Genomic DNA, 17645 nt, shown 5'->3' with positions numbered 1-17645 from the left:
GCAAGGGCGTAAGTTGCGACGAGTGGATGGTTAAGTTGCTGTCGCACGGGTGGGCGCGGCTCGCCCTCCCCCGGCCTTTTCGCCGGGCTGGGGGAGGGGCGCACCGGGTCAGCAGGTGCAGCTCACGCGGTGCCCGCGTTGTAGGTCCACTTCTGGTTGCTGCCGCCCCAGCAGCTGTACAGCTGCAGCCCCGTGCCGTTGCCGGTGCCGTTGCCGACGGCGTCGAGGCACAGCCCGGACTGCACGCCCACGATCGTGCCGTCGGAGTTGACGCGCCATTTCTGGTTGTCGCCGCCCCAGCAGGAGTAGATCTGGATCCGGGCGCCGTTGCCCGTGCCCCCGGCGTCCAGGCACTTGTTGCCGTACACCTTCAGTTCCCCTGCCGAGGTCTGCGTCCACTGCTGGTTGCTCTGACCGTTGCAGTCCCACAGGTGCACCGCGGTGCCGTCGGTGGTGCTGGAGTTGGGCACGTCCACGCAGCGGCCGGAGGTCACGCCCTTGATCTGCCCCGCATCGCCCCCGCCGGGCGGCGGCGTCGTGCTGCCGCCGTTGAGCGCGTTGAGCACCGCGGTGTAGGCGGCCTTCTTGTTGCCGTTGCCGTCGAAGAGCAGCGGGGCGGCGTTCGCGCCGAGCCAGGAGTCGCTGTCGCGGACGCCCCATGTCGTGATGCCGGCACAACGCGGCACCGCGAGGCAGTCGTTGACGACGTTGGCGTACGTGGTGGCCGAGCCGCCCTGGATGTCCAGCTCGGTGATCTGCACGTCCACCCCCAACGCGGCGAAGCTCTGGATGGTCGTGCGGTAGTTGCTGTTGTAGGGGCTGTTGCCGTTGAAGTGCGACTGCAGGCCGACGCAGTCGATCGGCACGCCTCGGGACTTGAAGTCCCTGACCATGTTGTAGACGCCCTGCGTCTTGGCCCAGGTCCAGTTGTCGATGTTGTAGTCGTTGTAGCACAGCTTGGCGGCCGGGTCGGCGGCGCGCGCGGTGCGGAAGGCCACCTCGATCCAGTCGTTGCCGGTGCGCTGGAGGTTGGAGTCGCGGCGGCCGCCGCCGCTGTCGGCGTAGGCCTCGTTCACCACGTCCCAGGCGTAGATCTTGCCCTTGTAGTGGCCCATGACGCCGTTGATGTGGTCGATCATCGCCTGGCGCAGCGAGCTGCCGGACAGCGACTGCATCCAGCCCGGCTGCTGGGAGTGCCAGGCCAGGGTGTGCCCGCGCACCCGCTTGCCGTTCTGCACGGCCCAGTTGTAGACCCGGTCCCCGCTGGTGAAGTTGAACTGTCCCCGGTTGGGCTCGGTGGCGTCGATCTTCATCTCGTTCTCGGCCGTCACCATGCTGAACTCGCGATTGGCGATCGTCGTGTAGGCGGAGTCGCCGAGCTTTCCCGAGGCGATGGCGGTGCCGAAGTAGCGGCCGCTCTGCGCGGCGGCCGCGCCGAGCGTGCTCGCCGCGGCATCGGCCGGAATCGCCGTCGCCAGTGCCGTGATCAGGCCGAGTGCGCCGAGCGCGCCGGTGATCAGCGCCCGGCGGCGCGCGCCGAGCGGCCGCCTGGTGGTCGGTGGGGACATGGCGTTGACACGCATGCTTGAGCCTCCATCGGCGAATCGTGGGGAGGGATCGTGCGGGGCACACCCCCGGTGGTGCGCGCTCCACCCGGCGCCGGAGCCGGCAGGGGAGCTCACCTTCGGGCACTCAGTGTGTGAATCTCGCCGAAAGTTGTCAAGAATGCCATGAAAACTTTCGGATATGCCCGTCCCGCCTGTGTCTGCCGTACTGGCGGTGGCCTTGAAATGTTTCGATCGGGCCTGGTAGCTGGGGCCATGTGAAAGTTTCATGGCGACGCTCTCGCTGCGTCGTCACGTCCAGATCGAATAATCCGAGGTGAACGCGCTCGGTCGGCCCCCCCTCCGGCCCGCAGCAAGCTAAGGCGCTCTTGACAGTACCTTTCTGCCTCATATTTGCTCCGACCTGCCACCACTTCCACCGGCCCGAGGCAGTTCGACTGGTCAGCGGATTGTTAACGCTAACAGCGGAGAGGCGGAACAATGAAGCGAGGCGGACCGCGTACGAGAAGGTACGCGGGCATCGGAGCCGCCCTGGCGGCTGTGATCACGGCGGTGGCCACCGCTCTGTCCGTGTTCCTCACGGCTGTGCCGGGAGCGTCGGCGGCGGTTCTGACCGAAGTGACGAGCTTCGGCGCCAATCCCGGCGGTCTGCGGATGTACCTCTACGTCCCCGACAGGGTGGCGCCCCGGCCTGGGGTCCTCGTGGCCATGCATGGTTGCAACGGATGGGCTCCCGGCTTCCACCAGGGCACGGAGTTCGCCTCGCTGGCCGACCGGTACGGCTTCATCGTCATCTATCCGCAGGCGAACAAGAGCGCCAACGGCATGTCGAACTGCTTCGACGTCTGGTCCAACGAGGCCCTGCGCCACGGCGGCGGCAGCGACCCGGTGTCGATCGTCTCCATGACCGGCTACGTGCTGCAACGCTACGACGGCGACCCGCAACGGGTGTTCGCCACCGGGTTCTCCTCCGGCGCGATGGAGACCCTCAACCTGCTCGCCACGTATCCGGACGTGTTCAGGGCCGGCGCGCCGTTCTCGGGGGTTCCCTACGGTTGCCTGGGCCCCGCGGGCTGCGGCGACAAGACGCCGCAGCAGTGGGGTGACCTGGCCAGGAACGCCTACCCCGGCTACACCGGACCCCGGCCGCGCGTCATGGCCTGGCACGGCACCGCCGACTCCGTCCTGCCGTACACGATGTTGCAGGAAGAGGTCGACCAGTGGACCAACGTGCACGGACTGAGCCAGACCCCCGCCTCCACCGACAGCCCGCAATCCGGCTGGACCCGTCGGGTCTTCGGGTCCGGGCAGGTCGAGGCGTACACCGTCAGCGGCGCCGGCCACGACCTGCCCCACCCCGGGATGGCCGCCTACGCCATCCGCTTCTTCGGCCTGGACGGCGGCTCGTCCACCACGACACCGACCCCACCGGCCGCCGGGCAGATCAAGGGAGTCGGCTCCGGGCGTTGCCTCGACGTGCCCGGCGCCGCCACCGCCGACGGCACCGCGGTGCAGTTGTGGGACTGCAACGGGCGTGCCAACCAGCAGTGGGCCGCCACCTCGGCCGATGAGCTCAGGGTCTACGGCGGCAAATGCCTCGACGCGGCCGGCACCGGCAACGGCGCCGGCGTCCAGATCTACTCCTGCCATGGCGGCGCCAACCAGAAATGGCGCCTGAACGCCGACGGCAGCATCACCGGGGCGCAGTCGGGGCTGTGCCTGGACGCCGTGGGCCAGGGCACCGCCAACGGCACCCGGCTCCAGCTCTACTCCTGCCACGGCGGCGCCAACCAGCGCTGGACACGCTCCTGAGCCGGTGGCGTCGCTTCCGAACATGACCACAGGGAGGTTCTGGTGTCCACCATGCGTACCTGGAGGCAAGGGTGGGCCGCCGTGCTCACGGCGGTGGCGTTGCTGGCGGCCGGCACGGCGATGGGGACGGGGGTCGCCGTGGCCGAGTCCAACGGCGGGGTCCGGGTCATGCCGCTCGGCGACTCGATCACCGAGGGCACGCAGGTGCCGGGCGGGTACCGGATCGGCTTGTGGCAGCGCCTGATCGGCGGCCGCTACACAGCCGACTTCGTCGGTTCGCAGTTCAACGGGCCCGGCAGCCTGGGCGATCACGACCACGAGGGCCACCCGGGCTGGCGGATCGACCAGATCGACGCGAACATCACCGGCTGGCTGCGTACGTACACACCGCGCACGCTGCTCCTCCACCTGGGCACCAACGACATCCTGCAGAACTACAACGTGGCCGGCGCCCCGCAACGGCTGTCCACGCTGATCGACCACATCACCGCGGCCGTGCCCGACGCGGACGTCTTCGTCGCGACCATCATCCCGCTGTCCAACTCCGGCCAGGAGTCCGCCGCCCGCACCTTCAACGCGGCGATCCCCGGCATCGTCCAGAGCAAGGTGAACAGCGGCAGGCACGTTCACCTGGTCGACATGCACAGCAGGCTGACCACCTCCGACCTGATCGACGGCATCCACCCGACCGCCGGCGGTTACGACAAGATGGCCGCCGCCTGGTACGCGGCGCTGCAGTCGGTCGCGGGCAGCATCGGCCAGCCGGGGGGTGGCACCTCCAGCGGGATCGCGATCAAGGGAGTGGGCTCGGGCCGGTGCCTGGACGTCTCCGGCGCGTCACAGGCGAACGGTGCGCAGGCGCAGATCTGGGACTGCAACGGCCAGTCCAACCAGCAATGGACGCCCTCCGCGAGCGGGGAGCTGCGGGTCTACGACGGCAAGTGCCTGGACGTGTCCAACCGGAGCACCGCCGACGGCGCCGGCGTCGTCATCTGGGACTGCAACGGCCAGAGCAACCAGCAGTGGCGCTTCAACGCCGACGGCACCATCACCGCGGTAGGCGCGAACAAGTGCCTGGACGTGCCCGACCACTCCACGGCCAACGGCGTCAAGCTCCAGATCTGGTCGTGCAGCGGCGCCGCCAACCAGCGCTGGACCCGCGCCGGCTCATGACATCACTTCGGCAGGTGGAGAATCAGATGCGCAGAATCCTTGGCCTGACGATGGCCGCGTTACTTGCGGCCGGCTCCCTCGTCGCGATCGGCGGTGCCACGTCACCGGCCCTCGCCCTGGACAACGGCCTGGCCCGCACACCCCAGATGGGCTGGAACGACTGGAACAGCTTCGGCTGCAACGTCAACGACGGCCTGATCCGTCAGACGGCCGACACCATGGTCTCCAGCGGCATGGCGGCGGCGGGCTACACCTACGTCAACATCGACGACTGCTGGTCCACCAGGAGCCGCAACGCCAACGGCGACCTGGTGCCGGACCCGCAGAAGTTCCCCAACGGCATCAAGGCCCTGGCCGACTACATCCACTCCAAAGGGCTCAAGCTCGGCATCTACTCCTCCGCCGGCACCACGACGTGCGCCGGCTACCCGGCCAGCCTGGGCAACGAGCGGCGGGACGCGGCTCTCTGGGCGTCCTGGGGGATCGACTACCTGAAGTACGACAACTGCGGCGACCACCTGGGGATGAACGGGCAGCAGCGGTACACGGCCATGCGGGACGCGCTGGCCGCCACCGGCCGTCCGATCGTGTACAGCCTGTGCAACTGGGGCCAGGAGAGCGTGTGGACGTGGGGGATGCCGGTGGGCAACTCCTGGCGCAACACCGGCGACATCGCGGCCAACTGGAGCTCCATCATGGGCATCCTGGACCAGCAGGTCGGGCTGGAGTCGTACTCGGGCCCGGGCGGGTGGAACGACCCCGACATGCTGGAGGTGGGTGTCGGCGGGGTGACGGGGACCGAGGGCCGCGCGCACTTCAGCCTGTGGTCGCTGCTGAACGCTCCGCTCATCGCCGGCAACGACCTGCGTACGATGAGCGCCGACACGCGCACCATCCTCACCAACACCGAGGTCATCGCGGTCAACCAGGACTGGGGCGGCCGGCAGGGCCACAAGATCAGCGACAACGGCAACCTGGAGGTCTGGCGCAAGCCGATGAAGAACGGCTCGGTCGCGGTCGTCCTGCTCAACCGGGGCACCTCGACCTCGACCGTCTCCACCACCGCCGCGGCCCTGGGGCTGGGCTCGGCGTCCTCCTACTCGGTACGTGACCTGTGGGCGCACACGACGTCCTCCTCCTCCGGGACGATCAGCGCGTCGGTCCCCGGGCACGGGGCGGCCATGTACGTCGTGACCGGAGGCGGCATCGTCCAGCCCACCACGGTCGCGATCAAGGGAGTGGGCTCGGGCAGGTGCCTCGACGTCACCGGCGCCGCGCAGGCCAACGGCACCCAGGCGCAGATCTGGGACTGCAACGGCCAGCCCAACCAGCAATGGACGCCCTCCGCGAGCGGGGAGCTGCGGATCTACGGCGGCAAGTGCCTGGACGTGTACAACCGGAGCACCGCCGACGGCGCCAACGTCATCATCTGGGACTGCAACGGCCAGAGCAACCAGCAGTGGCGCTTCAACGCCGACGGCACCATCACCGCCGTCGGGGCGAACAAGTGCCTGGACGTGCCGAACAACGCCACCGCCAACGGCACCAAGCTGACCATCTGGTCGTGCAACGGCGACGCCAACCAACGCTGGACCCGTACCTGACCCCATCCGCCGCATCACCTCGGGAGCGATCGTGAGAGTGGCATTACGGTTGCCGGCCACCGCAGGAGCCGGACGCGCAATCGCGGGGGTGCTGGTCCTGCTCGGCCTCGTGGCGTTCCTGCCCGCCCACGCGGCCAGGGCCGACAATCCGATCATCCAGACCATCTACACCGCCGACCCGGCTCCGCTGGTCCACAACGGCCGGGTGTACCTCTACACCGGCCACGACGAGGACGGCTCGACGTGGTTCACCATGAAGGAGTGGCGGGTCTGGTCCTCCGCCGACATGGTGAACTGGACCGACCACGGCTCCCCGCTGAGCCTGACCACCTTCAGCTGGGCGAAGTCCGACGCCTGGGCGGGGCAGGCCATCCACCGGAACGGCAAGTTCTACTGGTACGTGCCCACGACCAACCGGGCGACCGGCCAGATGGCCATCGGGGTGGCCGTCTCCGACAGTCCGACCGGGCCGTTCAAGGACGCGCTCGGACGGCCACTGGTCGAGAACGGCGAAATCGACCCCACGGTCTTCATCGACGACGACGGGCAGGCCTATTTGTACTGGGGCAACCCGCATCTGTGGTACGTGAAGCTGAACGCCGACATGATCTCGTACTCGGGGAGCGCGACGCAGATCCCGCTCACCGCGGCGGGGTTCGGCACCCGGACGGGTGATGCCAACCGCCCGACGCTGTTCGAAGAGGGGCCCTGGGTCTACAAGCGGAACGGCCTCTACTACCTCGTGTTCGCGGCCAAGTGCTGCTCGGAGTTCATCGCCTACTCGACGGCCGGCAGTCCTACCGGGCCCTGGACCTACCGAGGGACGATCATGCCCACGCAGGGCAGCAGCTTCACCAACCACGTGGGCATCGTCGACTACCAGGGTGGCTCGTACTTCTTCTACCACAACGGCGCACTGACGGGTGGCGGCGGCTTCACCCGTTCGGTGGCCGTGGAGAAGTTCACCTACGGCTCCGGCGGCACGATCCCGACGATCAACATGACCACGTCCGGGGCGCCGCAGGTGGGCACCCTCAACCCGTACGTCCGCCAGGAGGCCGAGACGATCGCCTGGGCGTCCGGAGTCGAGACCGAGACCTCCAGCGAAGGCGGGATGAACGTCGGCTGGATCGAGAACGGCGACTACGTCAAGGTCAAGGGCGTCGCGTTCGGGGCCGGCGCCAGGACCTTCACCGCGCGGGTCGCTGCGGCGTCCAGCGGTGGCAGGCTCGAACTACGCCTGGACGGCGTCGACGGCGCGCCGGCCGGGACGTGCACCGTCCCGGGCACGGGCGGCTGGCAGACCTGGACCACCGTCTCCTGTTCGGTCACCGGCGCGACCGGCACCCGCGACCTGTACCTGAAGTTCACCGGCGGAAGCGGTTACCTGTTCAACGTGGACTGGTGGCAGTTCAGCTGAAGCCGAGGTGCGGGCCGTCCTCAGGACCGACCCCTGAGGACGGCCCGCACCTGGCGGGTGGACGACGCCTACGGCCTGCCCCGGGCGGACCGGGCCAGGATGTCCGAGCTGATGGTGGAGTTCGTCGTCTCGGAGATCGCCTGGGAGGCCGACGACGCGCGCGTCACCCCTGACATGACCGGGGCTGTGGGCGATGGCGTGGCCGTCTGCGGACGGGCCGGTCGACCGGCCGGCGATGGTGAGCATGTCTGCCCGGCTCAGCCGGAGGTGCCGGTGTCTGGGTCGCCGCCGATGCGTGCGAGCACCCGTTGGCTGAGCACGACGTCGTGCGGCAGCCGCCTGAGCGCGGCCGCGTCGACAATGACTCCGTGCCGCTGGGCGATCTGCTGGAGCGCGTCCCAATGGTCTGCTTCCATGGCTTCCTGGGAACGGCCATCGAACGGCTCATCGGGCCCGACCACCGCCCGTGTCGTCTCTTGTATCTCTGCTGCCGATGTCGCGGCCCAGCCTTGCGATGAGCCCCAACCTCGGTCATTCAGCAGCAGCACGCGGGTTCCGTCGACGAGCTCCGCTTCGTGACGCGCCGACACCGAGATGGTGTCAGCCGCCTGATCATCGACATCGACGAACGTCACCAGACGTGTGACAGCAGTCATAGACCTCATCATCGGTGCAAGTATCCACGGCTGCAGCGGCGGCCCTCCTCGGCAGCCGTCGTAGTTACGCACGATGACGTGCGACGATGCCGCCGACTTCGGCCGTCGTCCAGGCGTGCGTGAACACTCGCAGAGAGTGAAAGCGATGACTCTCGCAGCGGCGCCCGTGAGCACCAGGCCGGCGCCGCCGACTGGCGGCACGCTGCCCGGCTCGCCGGGATTCGTCGCGCGCCGGCGCGTACCGCGGCGGCGACGAAAGCCCCATCTCACCGTGAGATCTCACCGCGATTTTCCAGACTTTCCGGGCACCCTACGCGTGCGCGCGCCTGGCCGGCCATGCCGGAGGTCGCGTCTCGAAAGCATGGATTCGAGACGAGCGAGGGCTGAGCCAGGTCGCGTCAGCCGGCACCAGCAGACGTCGTGACCTGGCTTGCGGAATCCCTCGGACCAGGCTTGTCGGCATCGACGGGCCACGCTACGTGCAACCGAACGGGGAGGCCTCTGCGAACGGCGGTCCAGGACGACAGGGTGAAACACTCGGAAAAGGTGCCGGACATGTACGAGATGTCCGACACCTTGGCACGAGGAGAGCCATCCGTGAGCCATTCCCCGGGAGCGCGAGACCGCTTAGAAGCGATCTACAACGCGCACTACCCGGCCATCCACCAGTACGCCGCCCGCCGTACGGACTCGCCCGACGACACGGCGGACGTGATTTCTGAGACGTTCCTCACCGCGTGGCGGCGCATTGCCGACGTCCCCGACGGCGATGCCGCCCGCTTGTGGCTGTACGGCGTGGCCCGTCGTGTCCTGGCCAACCACCGGCGCGGCCAGTCCCGCAGGACCGGGCTGGCTGAACGACTCAAGGACGAGTTGTCGGCCACTCGGCCGTCCGAGCCGGCCGGGCCCGACCGGGTGCGGGAGGCATTCGATGACCTGCCCGCCCGTGACCGCGAGGTGCTCGCGCTGGCCTTCTGGGAAGACCTGACCGGCCCGGAGATCGGCAAAGTGCTCGGCTGTACGGCGACCGCGGCCCGGATCAGACTGCACCGTGCCCGCAAGCGGCTGGCCAAGGCGCTGGGGCTCACGGAAGAAGACCAGGCGATCGCGGAACTGAGAGGGGAGACCCTGTGAGCAAGATCGGCCGGATGGTGGCCGCCATCGACCCCGCTCCCCACGCGCCAGAACAGGGGCAGGGCGCGCGGGAGTTGCTCCACGAGATCATCGAGACGCCGATCAAGGCACGTCGCAGGGCGCGCTGGCCGGTGCTGTTCCCCGTCGCCGCGGTGCTGGCGGCGGCGGCCGTCCTGGGCGTGGCCTTCCTCCCCGCCAACGCGCCGAGTGGCATCGCGCCGTCCGCCGCGCTGGCGTTCCAGCGCTCGGGCGACGACTGGATCGTCACCGTCAAGGACCTCTACGCCGACCCTGAACGCTTCGCGTCCGAGTTCAAGGCCCGCGGGCTCGACATCCGGCTGTCGATCGCCCCAGGATCGCCGAGCGCGGTCGGCCATGTCACGGGCGGGGAGAATTCGGAGGGAGCCCGCATTGAGGAGGAGTCGGTGGAGTGCGAGTCCCCCGGCGGCCGGTGCGCGGTCGCGTTCCGCATTCCCGCGGCCTTCAAGGGCAGCGCGGCGATCTGGTTCGCCCGGCCGGCCCGCCCCGGCGAGCGGTACGAATCGGCCGGTGACGTCGGTGCCACCGGTGAGCTGCTGCACTGCGTCCCGTATCGCGGCATGACCGTGGACGAGGTACGGGCCGTGCTGGCCGAGCGGGACGGCTCGATCGAGGAGTTCAGAGTCGGCAAGAGGTCGGACCGCGCTCAGCAGGTGCCGGGGAACTGGTTCGTCAAGGACGCGGTGCCGACGGCCCCGGGGCAGGTGCTCGTCTGGGCGCAGCCGGAGCGAGTGAAGTTCACTCCCGAGCTGATCGCGGACGTGAAGAAGAAGATGGCCGGATGCCCACAAGGCTGACCGCCCCCGCATGAGTGCCTATGGCGCCGCAGCAGAAGGTGCGGCGCCATACATACGCCAGCCGCCGCGGTCACGTTCCACCTGAGGTGATCTGAAGGGCTACTTGACCTGGATCCCCTTGACGATCTTGCCGAGGTCGGCGAAGAGCGGCTGGGAGACCGTCACGCTGACGACGACGCCCTTGCGCTCCACCCAGGCGACGTCGCGGAAGGCGCGAAACTCTCTGTTCGGGACCTGCACGAGCACCGTACGCCCGCCGACCTTCCCCTGCTCCGACTTGGCGAACTCGCCCGAGTCGACGGAGGGCTTACGCAGGTCAGCGAGCTTCACCAGCGAGGGATCGCAGATGATCCGCACCCACAGGTTGCGGTACTTGTCGGAGGTGTCGTCACCGCTCATCCACTGGTAGGCGTACTCTTTCGGCTCCACTCTGACCTGGCCGGCGATGAAGCCCTTCGGGATGTACTTGACGCGCACTCCGTTGAGGGCGTCGTCGGAGCCCCTGGCCGGCTTGTCCATTGTGTCCGCGGCGGCGCGAGCCACGTCGGCCTTGGTGGGCGTCGGGCAGGAGTCCTTGCCAACAGTGGCGCCTGCGGGGCCTGCGGCTCCCGCGACTACGAAAGCGGCGGACAGCATGGGCAGTACGGTGAAAACCACGATCTTCTTCATGCTCTGTTCGGTGATCATAGAGCGGCAGAAGTTCGCTCCACGGTCTGAACAGTTCTTGCCCGCACATTCCCTCGGGGCGAGCGTGGCGTCGATCCGGCCCAGTTCGGGATGTAGCGCCGTCAAAGACATCCGCCCCCGTCGTGGTTGACGTTCAAGGGGTGGGTCAACGGTATGCGCGGACGCTGACATCTCTTGAAGTGCTGGCTGGAACGCGGGCGCTCCCGGGGGTGGATCACTGAGCTGATCTGAGACGCGTTGCGGTCCGTGTGGTCGATGTGGGGCCGGGGCACGGACGGTCCACTACTCTGCACGCATGATCGAGGGCCGGAGCGGTGAAGTCCTGGACGGGCGCTTCGAGTTGGTGGAGCGGCTGGGCAGCGGCGGGATGGGCACCGTGTGGCGGGCGCGTGATCTGGTACTGCACCGCGAGGTCGCCGTCAAGCAGGTCACCCCACCGGCTCCGGATCTCGCTCCCGAGCGCGCCGGGGCCACCGGAGTGCTGCGCGAACGCGTGCTGCGTGAGGCCCGTGCCCTGGCTCGGATCAGCAACCCGCACGTGGTGACGATCCATCATGTCGTGGAAGGCACCGAGGGCTCCTTCCCCTGGCTCGTGATGGAGCTGGTGCCGGGCGGCAGCCTGGCGGATCTCCTGGACCAAGGGACGCAGCTGGAGCCGCGGGAGGGCGCTCGCATCGGTCGGCAGGTACTGGCCGCACTGCGCACCGCACACGCCGCCGGCATCTGCCACCGCGACGTGAAACCCGCCAACGTGCTGCTGCGCCCGGACGGCAACGCGGTGCTCACCGACTTCGGCATCGCCGCCCTCCAGCGGACCGACCCGGCCCTCGCCACGGGCGCATCCGCGACGCTGACCGCGACCGGTGAGCTCATCGGCACGCCCGAGTACATCGCACCCGAGCGCATCAGGGGCAAGGACGACGACCCCGCCTCGGACCTCTGGTCGCTGGGCATCATGCTGTATGTCTGCATCGAGGGCCACAGCCCCATGCGACGGCCGACCGCGCTTGCCACCATGGCCGCCGTCCTTGACGGCGAGGTACCACCGCCTGTCCGGGCCGGGGCTCTGGCCCCCGTGTTGACGGAACTCCTCGTCGTCGATCCGGCACAACGGCCCTCGGCCGAACGGCTCGACGCGATGCTGACCGCCGTCGCGGAGGGCACCGGACCGACCGTGTGGCTCCCGAATGCCGGCCCGCCCGCCAGGACCACCGCCTTAGCGGCCGAACCCGACACCCCGTCTGCCGCACCGCCCTCTTCGTCGCCCTCCCCCTCGTCCCGACGCCGGCGGACCTGGCTGACCGTGGGGTCGGCGGCGCTGGCCTTGGCGCTGACAGCAACGACGGTCTACCTCTTCAAAGGCCCGTTCGATGACGCGGAAGGGTCGGCGAACCCGAGCCGCAGCAGCGCCCGAACGAACAGACTCGGCCTGTGGGAACCGGGAACCCTCAAGGTCGCGGTGAACGACGGAACGGTATCCCCGTCCGACGGCGACACCCCCACCATCGGCCCCGATCTGGCCCGCGCACTCGGTGATCAACTCGGCTTGAAAGTGGAGCTCTTCACCGTCGAAGGCCCCAGTGCCATGGTCGACGGCCTCTTGAACCGGGAGGACCCGGGTCCTCCCGCCGAAACGTTCGACGTGGCCATGCCGGGCGGCCCGGACGCCTTCGACGGGGACGAGCAGGACTTGGCCCTCATCCACTACTTCGACGTCGGGTACGCCGTCGTCGCCCCGTGGGAGACAGCCCAGGACATTCGGTCGAAGGCCGACCTCTGCGGCAAGAACTTCTCTTTCCTGAACCACGGCTTCGTCGAGGAGGCGGTCAAGAAGACCTCCACCGAGCTGTGCGGGCCGCACCCGATCGACGAGGCTCTCCGCACGGACACACTGCATGGGCGCATCACCGAGCTCCCGTTCGCCGTCAGGGAAGCGCGAGACTCCGACGGCGAGCTCCACCTGCCGAAGGTCGACCTGACCGATGACATCCCCCTCGGCATGGCCGTGGACAGCTCGGACACCGCTCTGCGCGACGCACTCATGAAGGCCCTCGACAAGCTGATCGCCAGCGGTGAGTACGCAGACATCCTCGCTGCTCAGGGCCTGAAGCACGGCGCCGTCACCAAAGCCGGGATCGTCCATCACGGCTTCTGAGCGGCGGCCGACACCCCCGGCAGGACCAACTCCGAGCGGCTGCCACCCCGGCAGGTGGTCAGCTGTCGGCAATCGCACCCGGTCGCTAGGACCGTGGAGCGGTGGAACGCTGATCGGCGATTCCGGGAGGCGAGGTTCGCCCGCTGTCACGGAGCAGGCGTGCCGAGTACAGGGCATACCAGCCGAAGCCGATCGCCTGGCTGATGCGCTGCCACAAACCGTGGCCGTCTCCCGAGAGGGTGTCGAAACTGAAGCGCTGTGCGGCGACATACAGTGTCAGCGGGGTCAAGATCCCGGCCATGATGGTGATGAGGATCCATGTCAGTCCCTCCTTGCGGGCGATCCCGCGATAGGCGGTCATGAGGATGGCCGCCGTTAGCGCCGCCCAGGCCGGGAACAAGTTCAGGTTGTGGATCCAGCCATGCAGGCTGGACTCAGCAGGCGGTTGTACGCCGGGCGGGAAGCCGGGGTTCGGGTCCGTGACGAACACCCCGGCGACGATGAGGCAGCCGCCGAGGACGCCGGTGAAGATCGGTATCGCCCTCGAACCCGGGCCGCTGCCCAGCGCGCGACGCACCCCGACCGCGAACGCCATGGTCAGCAAGCCAGTGACAACGAAGTTGGCGATCTGGACCCAGCCCCAGTCGCCATTGCTGAGTTCACTGCCCCAGCGGTTGATCGGGTCGTAGCCCGGCTGCAGTGCGCCGTCCAGGAGGATCACCGCAACGAACATCAGCGGAGCGAATCCGCAGATTAAGAGCATCCGGATCCGCTCTTGCGTGGGTCTTGTCGGGCCGGACATCGCATCTCCTTGGTGTGAGCTGTCGACCATGTCTACGATGTAGACGTCGGATACACCGTAGCGAGGTGGACTCATGAGGGCGCGGCTGCACGTGGATCGGACCGGCACCGGACACCCGCTTGTGCTGATCCCCGGCGGCGGAGGCGACGCCGGAATGTACGCGGCCGTGGTCCGGCTTCTGGCCAGGACCTTCACCGTGATCACTTACGACCGGCGCGGCCACTCCGCAGCCCGTTCACCGACCCCAGCGCCTCGATCACCGTCTCCCGGCAAGCCGGCGACGCGATCGCCATCCTCGACCACTACGGTTTCGAGCACGCGCACGTCTTCGGCAACAGCAGCGGCGCGATCATCGCCCTCGAGATGGTGGCCCGGCACCCCGGCCGCCTCCTGGGCGCGGTCGTGCTGTTGCACTAGTGCACAGTAGGGCATTTCCCGCTGCTGCCGTGGGATCAGGCGTTCTCCTGCGTACGGTGTCCACATGAAGTATCTGGAAGGGCCATTTGCGCCCCTTACTGAAGAAGTCACCGCCTACGACCTGCCTGTCACCGGGCGGATCCCGGCCGAGCTCAACGGCCGCTACCTGCGCAACGGGCCCAACCCGCTGGGCGTCGAAGACCCCGTTGTGCACATCTGGGGCATGGGCCAGGGCATGGTGCACGGGGTACGGCTGCGTGACGGCCGGGCCGAGTGGTACCGCAACCGCTTCGTGCGCACACCGGGCTTCGCGCCCATGGTGCACGTGATCGAGCACGCTCAGCGCACCTTCGCCTTGGCGGAGGGTGGCCTGCCGCCCGCCGAGTTGGACGAGGAGCTGAACACCGTGGGCTTGTGTGAGCTGGGTGGGACCGCGGAGGGGTTCACGGCGGGGGCGCACTCCAAGCACGACCCGCTCACCGGCGAGTTGCATTCGCTGTCGTACATGCCGGGCCGCGACTACGTCCAGTACATCGTGACCGACCCCGGGGGAAGTGTCGTCCAGACCACCACCGTCCCCATGGCGCGGACGCCGTTCATGCACGACTTCGCGCTCACCGAGAAGCACGTGGTGTTGTGGGACACGCCGCTGGGTTTCGACGGGTTCGAGTGCCGGTGGCTGCCGGGGCACCCGACGCGCGTCGGGGTCATGCCGCGGACCGGTGGTGAGGTGCGCTGGCTCGACATCGACCCGATCCATGTCAGCCACACGCTCAACGCCTACGACGACGGCGACGCGATCGTGGTCGACCTGGTCACGGCCGAGGGGCCGTTCGATCCCGCCGACCCCGGAGCGATCCGGCCCACGCTGGACCGCTGGACGATCACACCGGACAAGATCCACCAGCAGCGCATCGACGACCGGCCGCAGGATTTCCCGCGTGTGAACGAGGCACGTACCACCCGCCCGTACCGATACGGCTACTCGGCCGCGACAGCCCTGTACGGGATTCCGTTCGCGCCCGAGGGCATCGCGCCGGACGACGCTTTCACCAACGCCCTGGTCAAGCACGACCTGGTTCGAGGGACGAAAGAAGTACACGGGTTCGGCAGGGACGAGGCGGTCGGAGAGGCCGTGTTCGCCGCCGCGGGGCAAGGGGAGGACGAGGGGTACCTGCTCACATACGTGCACAATCCTCGCCGAAGCGCCAGCGACCTGGTGATCCTTTCAGCCCAGGACTTCACCGGTGAGCCCGTCGCGCGCGTCCACCTCCCTGTCAGAGTGCCGCTCGGTCTGCACGGCAACTGGCTGCCTGACCGCTGAGACGTGGCAGCATGGCCGTCGTGAACGATCCGCAACCGCCGTACCTCCGGATCGTCGCCGCCATCGAGCGGCGCATCGCCGACGGGGAGTTGCAGCCCGGCGCTCCCGTTCCGACGACCAGGGCGATCATGCGCGAGTGGGGCGTCGCGATGGCGACGGCCACCAAGGCGCTGGCCGCGCTCAAGCAGGCTGGTGCCATCGAGTCGGTGTCTCGGGTCGGCGCCGTGGTCGCTCCCCGGAGACTGCCCTCCCGTTCGGCCGGGGGTCTCGAACGCGACCGCGTCGTCCGGGTGGCCATGGAGATCGCCGACGCCGACGGCCTGGCCGCACTGTCCATGCGGGCGGTGGCGGCCAAGCTCGGCGTCGCCACCATGGCCCTCTACCGGCACCTCGAGGCCAAGGCCGAGCTCACCCAGCTGATCGCCGACGCCGCGTTCGCCGAGATCGATTATCCGGAGCCGCCGCCGGGATGGCGTTCCCACCTGCGGGTGGCCGCCCAGCTGCAGTGGGCGGCCTACCAGCGCCATCCCTGGCTGCCACGGCTCGTGTCCATCACCCGGCCGGCCACACTGCCCGGGCAGCTCGCGTACGGGGTATGGACCCTGCGCGCGCTCGACGGCCTCGGCCTGGACCCGATCACCCGCGTGCACGTCTACGGCACGATGGTGAACTACGTCCGGGGGACGGCGATCAACATCGAGAGCGAGGCCATCGCCGAGCTGGACACTGGGATGACCAGCAGGCAGTGGGGCAAGGCCAAGCTGTCCGTCGACGGGCCGCTGATCGCCCAGGTCGCGGAGCCGGGCGCGGAGCTCGACCTGGAATCACTGTTCACCTTCGGCCTCGAACGCCTGCTGGACGGCCTGGCCACCGTGATCGCGCCCCGGGAGATGCGCCGGTGAGCGCAGGCGGAAGCCGCCGGGACGCGGGCTGCTCGTTGCCGACGGTCCCCCTCGCGTGGTGGTGGCCACGAACAGTGGCACTCGCGCAGAGGGCCGGATGGCCTGATCGTCCGAATGCGAGCCCGCGGACCGGGCTCTTGTCAGCCGGCGTGGGCGATGTCCCGTTCCCGTTCCCGGATGGACCTGCTGCCGCTTCGCAGGGAGCGCAAGGCGTTGCCGATCACCGGAAGCCGGAGGCTGTGCCCCATGAGGGGCCGGAGGGTGACCTGCCGCTGGTTGTCCGGGGTGAAGAAATACCCCTGTTCGACGCCGTCGGCCTGGTAGTAGGTCATGTGCGGGCGAAGCTGTGCCTCCCAGGCGCGCAGAGCGCCGCGGATGTCGCCGGGGTGGCGGTGCAGCATGCCGGCGAGCCCGGCGGAGATCCCCATGGCGGCGTAGAGGCTGGGGCACCACGCGGAGTCGCCGACCAGTACGACCCGGCCGTGCGACCAGGCGTCCATGCGGGGTTGCTCCACCGAGTCGAACAGGAACTCGTCGGCGGAGTCGAGCGTATCGAGCGCCTCGCCGAGCCGCCGGCCCGTGGGCTGAGGTCCGTACGCGGCGCGGACCCGTTCGGCGGGCCGGCCGGTGAACTCGGCGTCGACGTCGTCGGTGCGGTAGGAGAAGAGCACGGTGGGCGGGTGATCGGCGAACGGGAAGACCCACATGGCCCGGCCCGGCTCAAGGAGGCTCGCCCCCTCGTGCGGGGAGAGCCCGCCGACCGGACCCGGCAGCATCGTCGCCGCGATCATGTAGCCGAGCCGGTGCAGATATCTGTCGTGCGGGCCGAAGACGAGACGCCGGACGTGGACCGCAACCCGTCGGCGCCCACGACCAGGTCGTATCGCTCGGTCACGGATCCACCGTCGTGTTCGAGGGTCACCTCGGCGCCGGAGGCGTCCTGCTCGATGTGGGTGGGGGTCGTCGCGTAACGGATCTCCACGTCGTGCGGGAGCGCGGCGAAGGCGGCCCGTTCCACGTCGCCGCGGCCCGGCGCTCTCTCCACGATCACCGGCTCCCAGCCGATGCGCCGGAGGCCGATCGCCGTGGCGATGCCGCTGACGCCGAGGCCGACGACCAGGGCCCGTTTCCTGCTGCTGCTCGACGAGGTCATGGCTC

The 17645-nt window shown here is 68.9% G+C and carries 16 protein-coding genes and 1 pseudogene; 10 read left to right on the top strand and 7 right to left on the bottom strand.

Features of this window, described 5'->3' with window-relative positions:
- Nucleotides 1-122 precede the first annotated feature (122 nt).
- A complete protein-coding gene (locus ABZS51_RS26955) occupies nucleotides 123-1583 on the bottom strand; it encodes an endo-1,4-beta-xylanase (RefSeq protein ID WP_355446379.1) in 1461 nt (486 codons plus the stop codon).
- A 462-nt stretch (nucleotides 1584-2045) separates the two neighbouring features.
- Between ABZS51_RS26955 and ABZS51_RS26950 the strand changes: the two genes are divergently transcribed.
- The 4 genes from ABZS51_RS26950 to ABZS51_RS26935 are packed head-to-tail and all read left to right on the top strand — an operon-like array spanning nucleotide 2046 to nucleotide 7574.
- Nucleotides 2046-3377, top strand: coding sequence for a PHB depolymerase family esterase (locus ABZS51_RS26950; RefSeq protein ID WP_355446376.1), 1332 nt, complete (start codon nucleotides 2046-2048; stop codon nucleotides 3375-3377).
- A gap of 51 nt (nucleotides 3378-3428) precedes the next feature.
- Nucleotides 3429-4550, top strand: a complete 1122-nt coding sequence (locus tag ABZS51_RS26945) for a lectin (RefSeq protein WP_355446438.1) — start codon at nucleotides 3429-3431, stop codon at nucleotides 4548-4550.
- Nucleotides 4551-4576: 26 nt separating this feature from the next.
- Nucleotides 4577-6154 (top strand): lectin, encoded by a 1578-nt coding sequence (locus ABZS51_RS26940; RefSeq protein ID WP_355446373.1) that lies wholly within the window; start codon nucleotides 4577-4579, stop codon nucleotides 6152-6154.
- 31 nt (nucleotides 6155-6185) lie between these two features.
- Entirely contained in the window at nucleotides 6186-7574 is a 1389-nt protein-coding gene (locus ABZS51_RS26935) for a glycoside hydrolase family 43 protein (RefSeq protein ID WP_355446370.1), read from the top strand.
- A gap of 257 nt (nucleotides 7575-7831) precedes the next feature.
- Here ABZS51_RS26935 and ABZS51_RS26930 read toward each other — a convergent pair whose 3' ends face one another.
- On the bottom strand, nucleotides 7832-8230 hold the full coding sequence (locus ABZS51_RS26930) for a hypothetical protein (RefSeq protein WP_355446367.1): 399 nt from the start codon (nucleotides 8228-8230) through the stop codon (nucleotides 7832-7834).
- A 597-nt stretch (nucleotides 8231-8827) separates the two neighbouring features.
- On the opposite strand from ABZS51_RS26930, the gene ABZS51_RS26925 reads away from it, so the two are divergent.
- Both ABZS51_RS26925 and ABZS51_RS26920 read left to right on the top strand, forming a co-directional pair.
- Nucleotides 8828-9364, top strand: coding sequence for an RNA polymerase sigma factor (locus tag ABZS51_RS26925; protein ID WP_355446364.1), 537 nt, complete (start codon nucleotides 8828-8830; stop codon nucleotides 9362-9364).
- Nucleotides 9361-10200, top strand: a complete 840-nt coding sequence (locus ABZS51_RS26920) for a hypothetical protein (RefSeq protein ID WP_355446361.1) — start codon at nucleotides 9361-9363, stop codon at nucleotides 10198-10200. Before ABZS51_RS26925 ends, ABZS51_RS26920 begins: the two co-directional genes overlap by 4 nt.
- Before the next feature lie 99 nt (nucleotides 10201-10299).
- On the opposite strand, the gene ABZS51_RS26915 is transcribed toward ABZS51_RS26920, so the two are convergent.
- A complete protein-coding gene (locus ABZS51_RS26915) occupies nucleotides 10300-10887 on the bottom strand; it encodes a hypothetical protein (protein ID WP_355446358.1) in 588 nt (195 codons plus the stop codon).
- A 295-nt stretch (nucleotides 10888-11182) separates the two neighbouring features.
- Between ABZS51_RS26915 and ABZS51_RS26910 the strand changes: the two genes are divergently transcribed.
- Nucleotides 11183-13042: a serine/threonine-protein kinase gene (locus tag ABZS51_RS26910; protein ID WP_355446355.1), complete on the top strand. Its 1860-nt coding sequence runs from the start codon at nucleotides 11183-11185 to the stop codon at nucleotides 13040-13042.
- An 85-nt stretch (nucleotides 13043-13127) separates the two neighbouring features.
- On the opposite strand, the gene ABZS51_RS26905 is transcribed toward ABZS51_RS26910, so the two are convergent.
- Nucleotides 13128-13844: a DUF998 domain-containing protein gene (locus ABZS51_RS26905; RefSeq protein ID WP_355446352.1), complete on the bottom strand. Its 717-nt coding sequence runs from the start codon at nucleotides 13842-13844 to the stop codon at nucleotides 13128-13130.
- Between the two features lie 73 nt (nucleotides 13845-13917).
- Between ABZS51_RS26905 and ABZS51_RS26900 the strand changes: the two are divergent.
- Nucleotides 13918-14031, top strand: a pseudogene (locus tag ABZS51_RS26900) (alpha/beta hydrolase); the annotation flags it as partial.
- Between the two features lie 17 nt (nucleotides 14032-14048).
- On the opposite strand, the gene ABZS51_RS26895 reads toward ABZS51_RS26900, so the two are convergent.
- Entirely contained in the window at nucleotides 14049-14258 is a 210-nt protein-coding gene (locus tag ABZS51_RS26895; RefSeq protein ID WP_355446444.1) for a hypothetical protein, read from the bottom strand.
- Between the two features lie 67 nt (nucleotides 14259-14325).
- Between ABZS51_RS26895 and ABZS51_RS26890 the strand changes: the two genes are divergently transcribed.
- Together ABZS51_RS26890 and ABZS51_RS26885 are read left to right on the top strand one after the other, a co-directional pair.
- Entirely contained in the window at nucleotides 14326-15585 is a 1260-nt protein-coding gene (locus tag ABZS51_RS26890; protein WP_355446349.1) for a carotenoid oxygenase family protein, read from the top strand.
- 11 nt (nucleotides 15586-15596) lie between these two features.
- Entirely contained in the window at nucleotides 15597-16487 is an 891-nt protein-coding gene (locus ABZS51_RS26885; RefSeq protein ID WP_355446346.1) for a GntR family transcriptional regulator, read from the top strand.
- Between the two features lie 140 nt (nucleotides 16488-16627).
- Here ABZS51_RS26885 and ABZS51_RS26880 read toward each other — a convergent pair whose 3' ends face one another.
- Nucleotides 16628-17278, bottom strand: a complete 651-nt coding sequence (locus tag ABZS51_RS26880; RefSeq protein ID WP_355446343.1) for a hypothetical protein — start codon at nucleotides 17276-17278, stop codon at nucleotides 16628-16630.
- Complete coding sequence (locus tag ABZS51_RS26875) at nucleotides 17275-17640, bottom strand: NAD-binding protein (protein WP_355446340.1); 366 nt, start codon at nucleotides 17638-17640, stop codon at nucleotides 17275-17277. Before ABZS51_RS26875 ends, ABZS51_RS26880 begins: the two co-directional genes overlap by 4 nt.
- Between the last annotated feature and the right edge of the window lie 5 nt (nucleotides 17641-17645).

This window comes from Nonomuraea sp. NPDC005501, from assembly GCF_040605905.1.
Classification (GTDB): Bacteria; Actinomycetota; Actinomycetes; order Streptosporangiales; family Streptosporangiaceae; genus Nonomuraea.
The sequence above is the reverse complement of the archived record's forward strand: the minus strand, read 5'-3'. Positions and strand labels throughout refer to the sequence as shown.

Coding starts and splice junctions, on each gene's coding strand:
- ABZS51_RS26955 (WP_355446379.1), bottom strand. CDS start 1,583: ATGCGTGTCAACGCCATGTCCCCACCGACCACCAGGCGGCCGCTCGGC.
- ABZS51_RS26940 (WP_355446373.1), top strand. CDS start 4,577: ATGCGCAGAATCCTTGGCCTGACGATGGCCGCGTTACTTGCGGCCGGC.
- ABZS51_RS26880 (WP_355446343.1), bottom strand. CDS start 17,278: ATGATCGCGGCGACGATGCTGCCGGGTCCGGTCGGCGGGCTCTCCCCG.
- ABZS51_RS26915 (WP_355446358.1), bottom strand. CDS start 10,887: ATGATCACCGAACAGAGCATGAAGAAGATCGTGGTTTTCACCGTACTG.
- ABZS51_RS26930 (WP_355446367.1), bottom strand. CDS start 8,230: ATGACTGCTGTCACACGTCTGGTGACGTTCGTCGATGTCGATGATCAG.
- ABZS51_RS26875 (WP_355446340.1), bottom strand. CDS start 17,640: ATGACCTCGTCGAGCAGCAGCAGGAAACGGGCCCTGGTCGTCGGCCTC.
- ABZS51_RS26950 (WP_355446376.1), top strand. CDS start 2,046: ATGAAGCGAGGCGGACCGCGTACGAGAAGGTACGCGGGCATCGGAGCC.
- ABZS51_RS26945 (WP_355446438.1), top strand. CDS start 3,429: ATGCGTACCTGGAGGCAAGGGTGGGCCGCCGTGCTCACGGCGGTGGCG.
- ABZS51_RS26890 (WP_355446349.1), top strand. CDS start 14,326: ATGAAGTATCTGGAAGGGCCATTTGCGCCCCTTACTGAAGAAGTCACC.
- ABZS51_RS26905 (WP_355446352.1), bottom strand. CDS start 13,844: ATGTCCGGCCCGACAAGACCCACGCAAGAGCGGATCCGGATGCTCTTA.
- ABZS51_RS26910 (WP_355446355.1), top strand. CDS start 11,183: ATGATCGAGGGCCGGAGCGGTGAAGTCCTGGACGGGCGCTTCGAGTTG.
- ABZS51_RS26885 (WP_355446346.1), top strand. CDS start 15,597: ATGGCCGTCGTGAACGATCCGCAACCGCCGTACCTCCGGATCGTCGCC.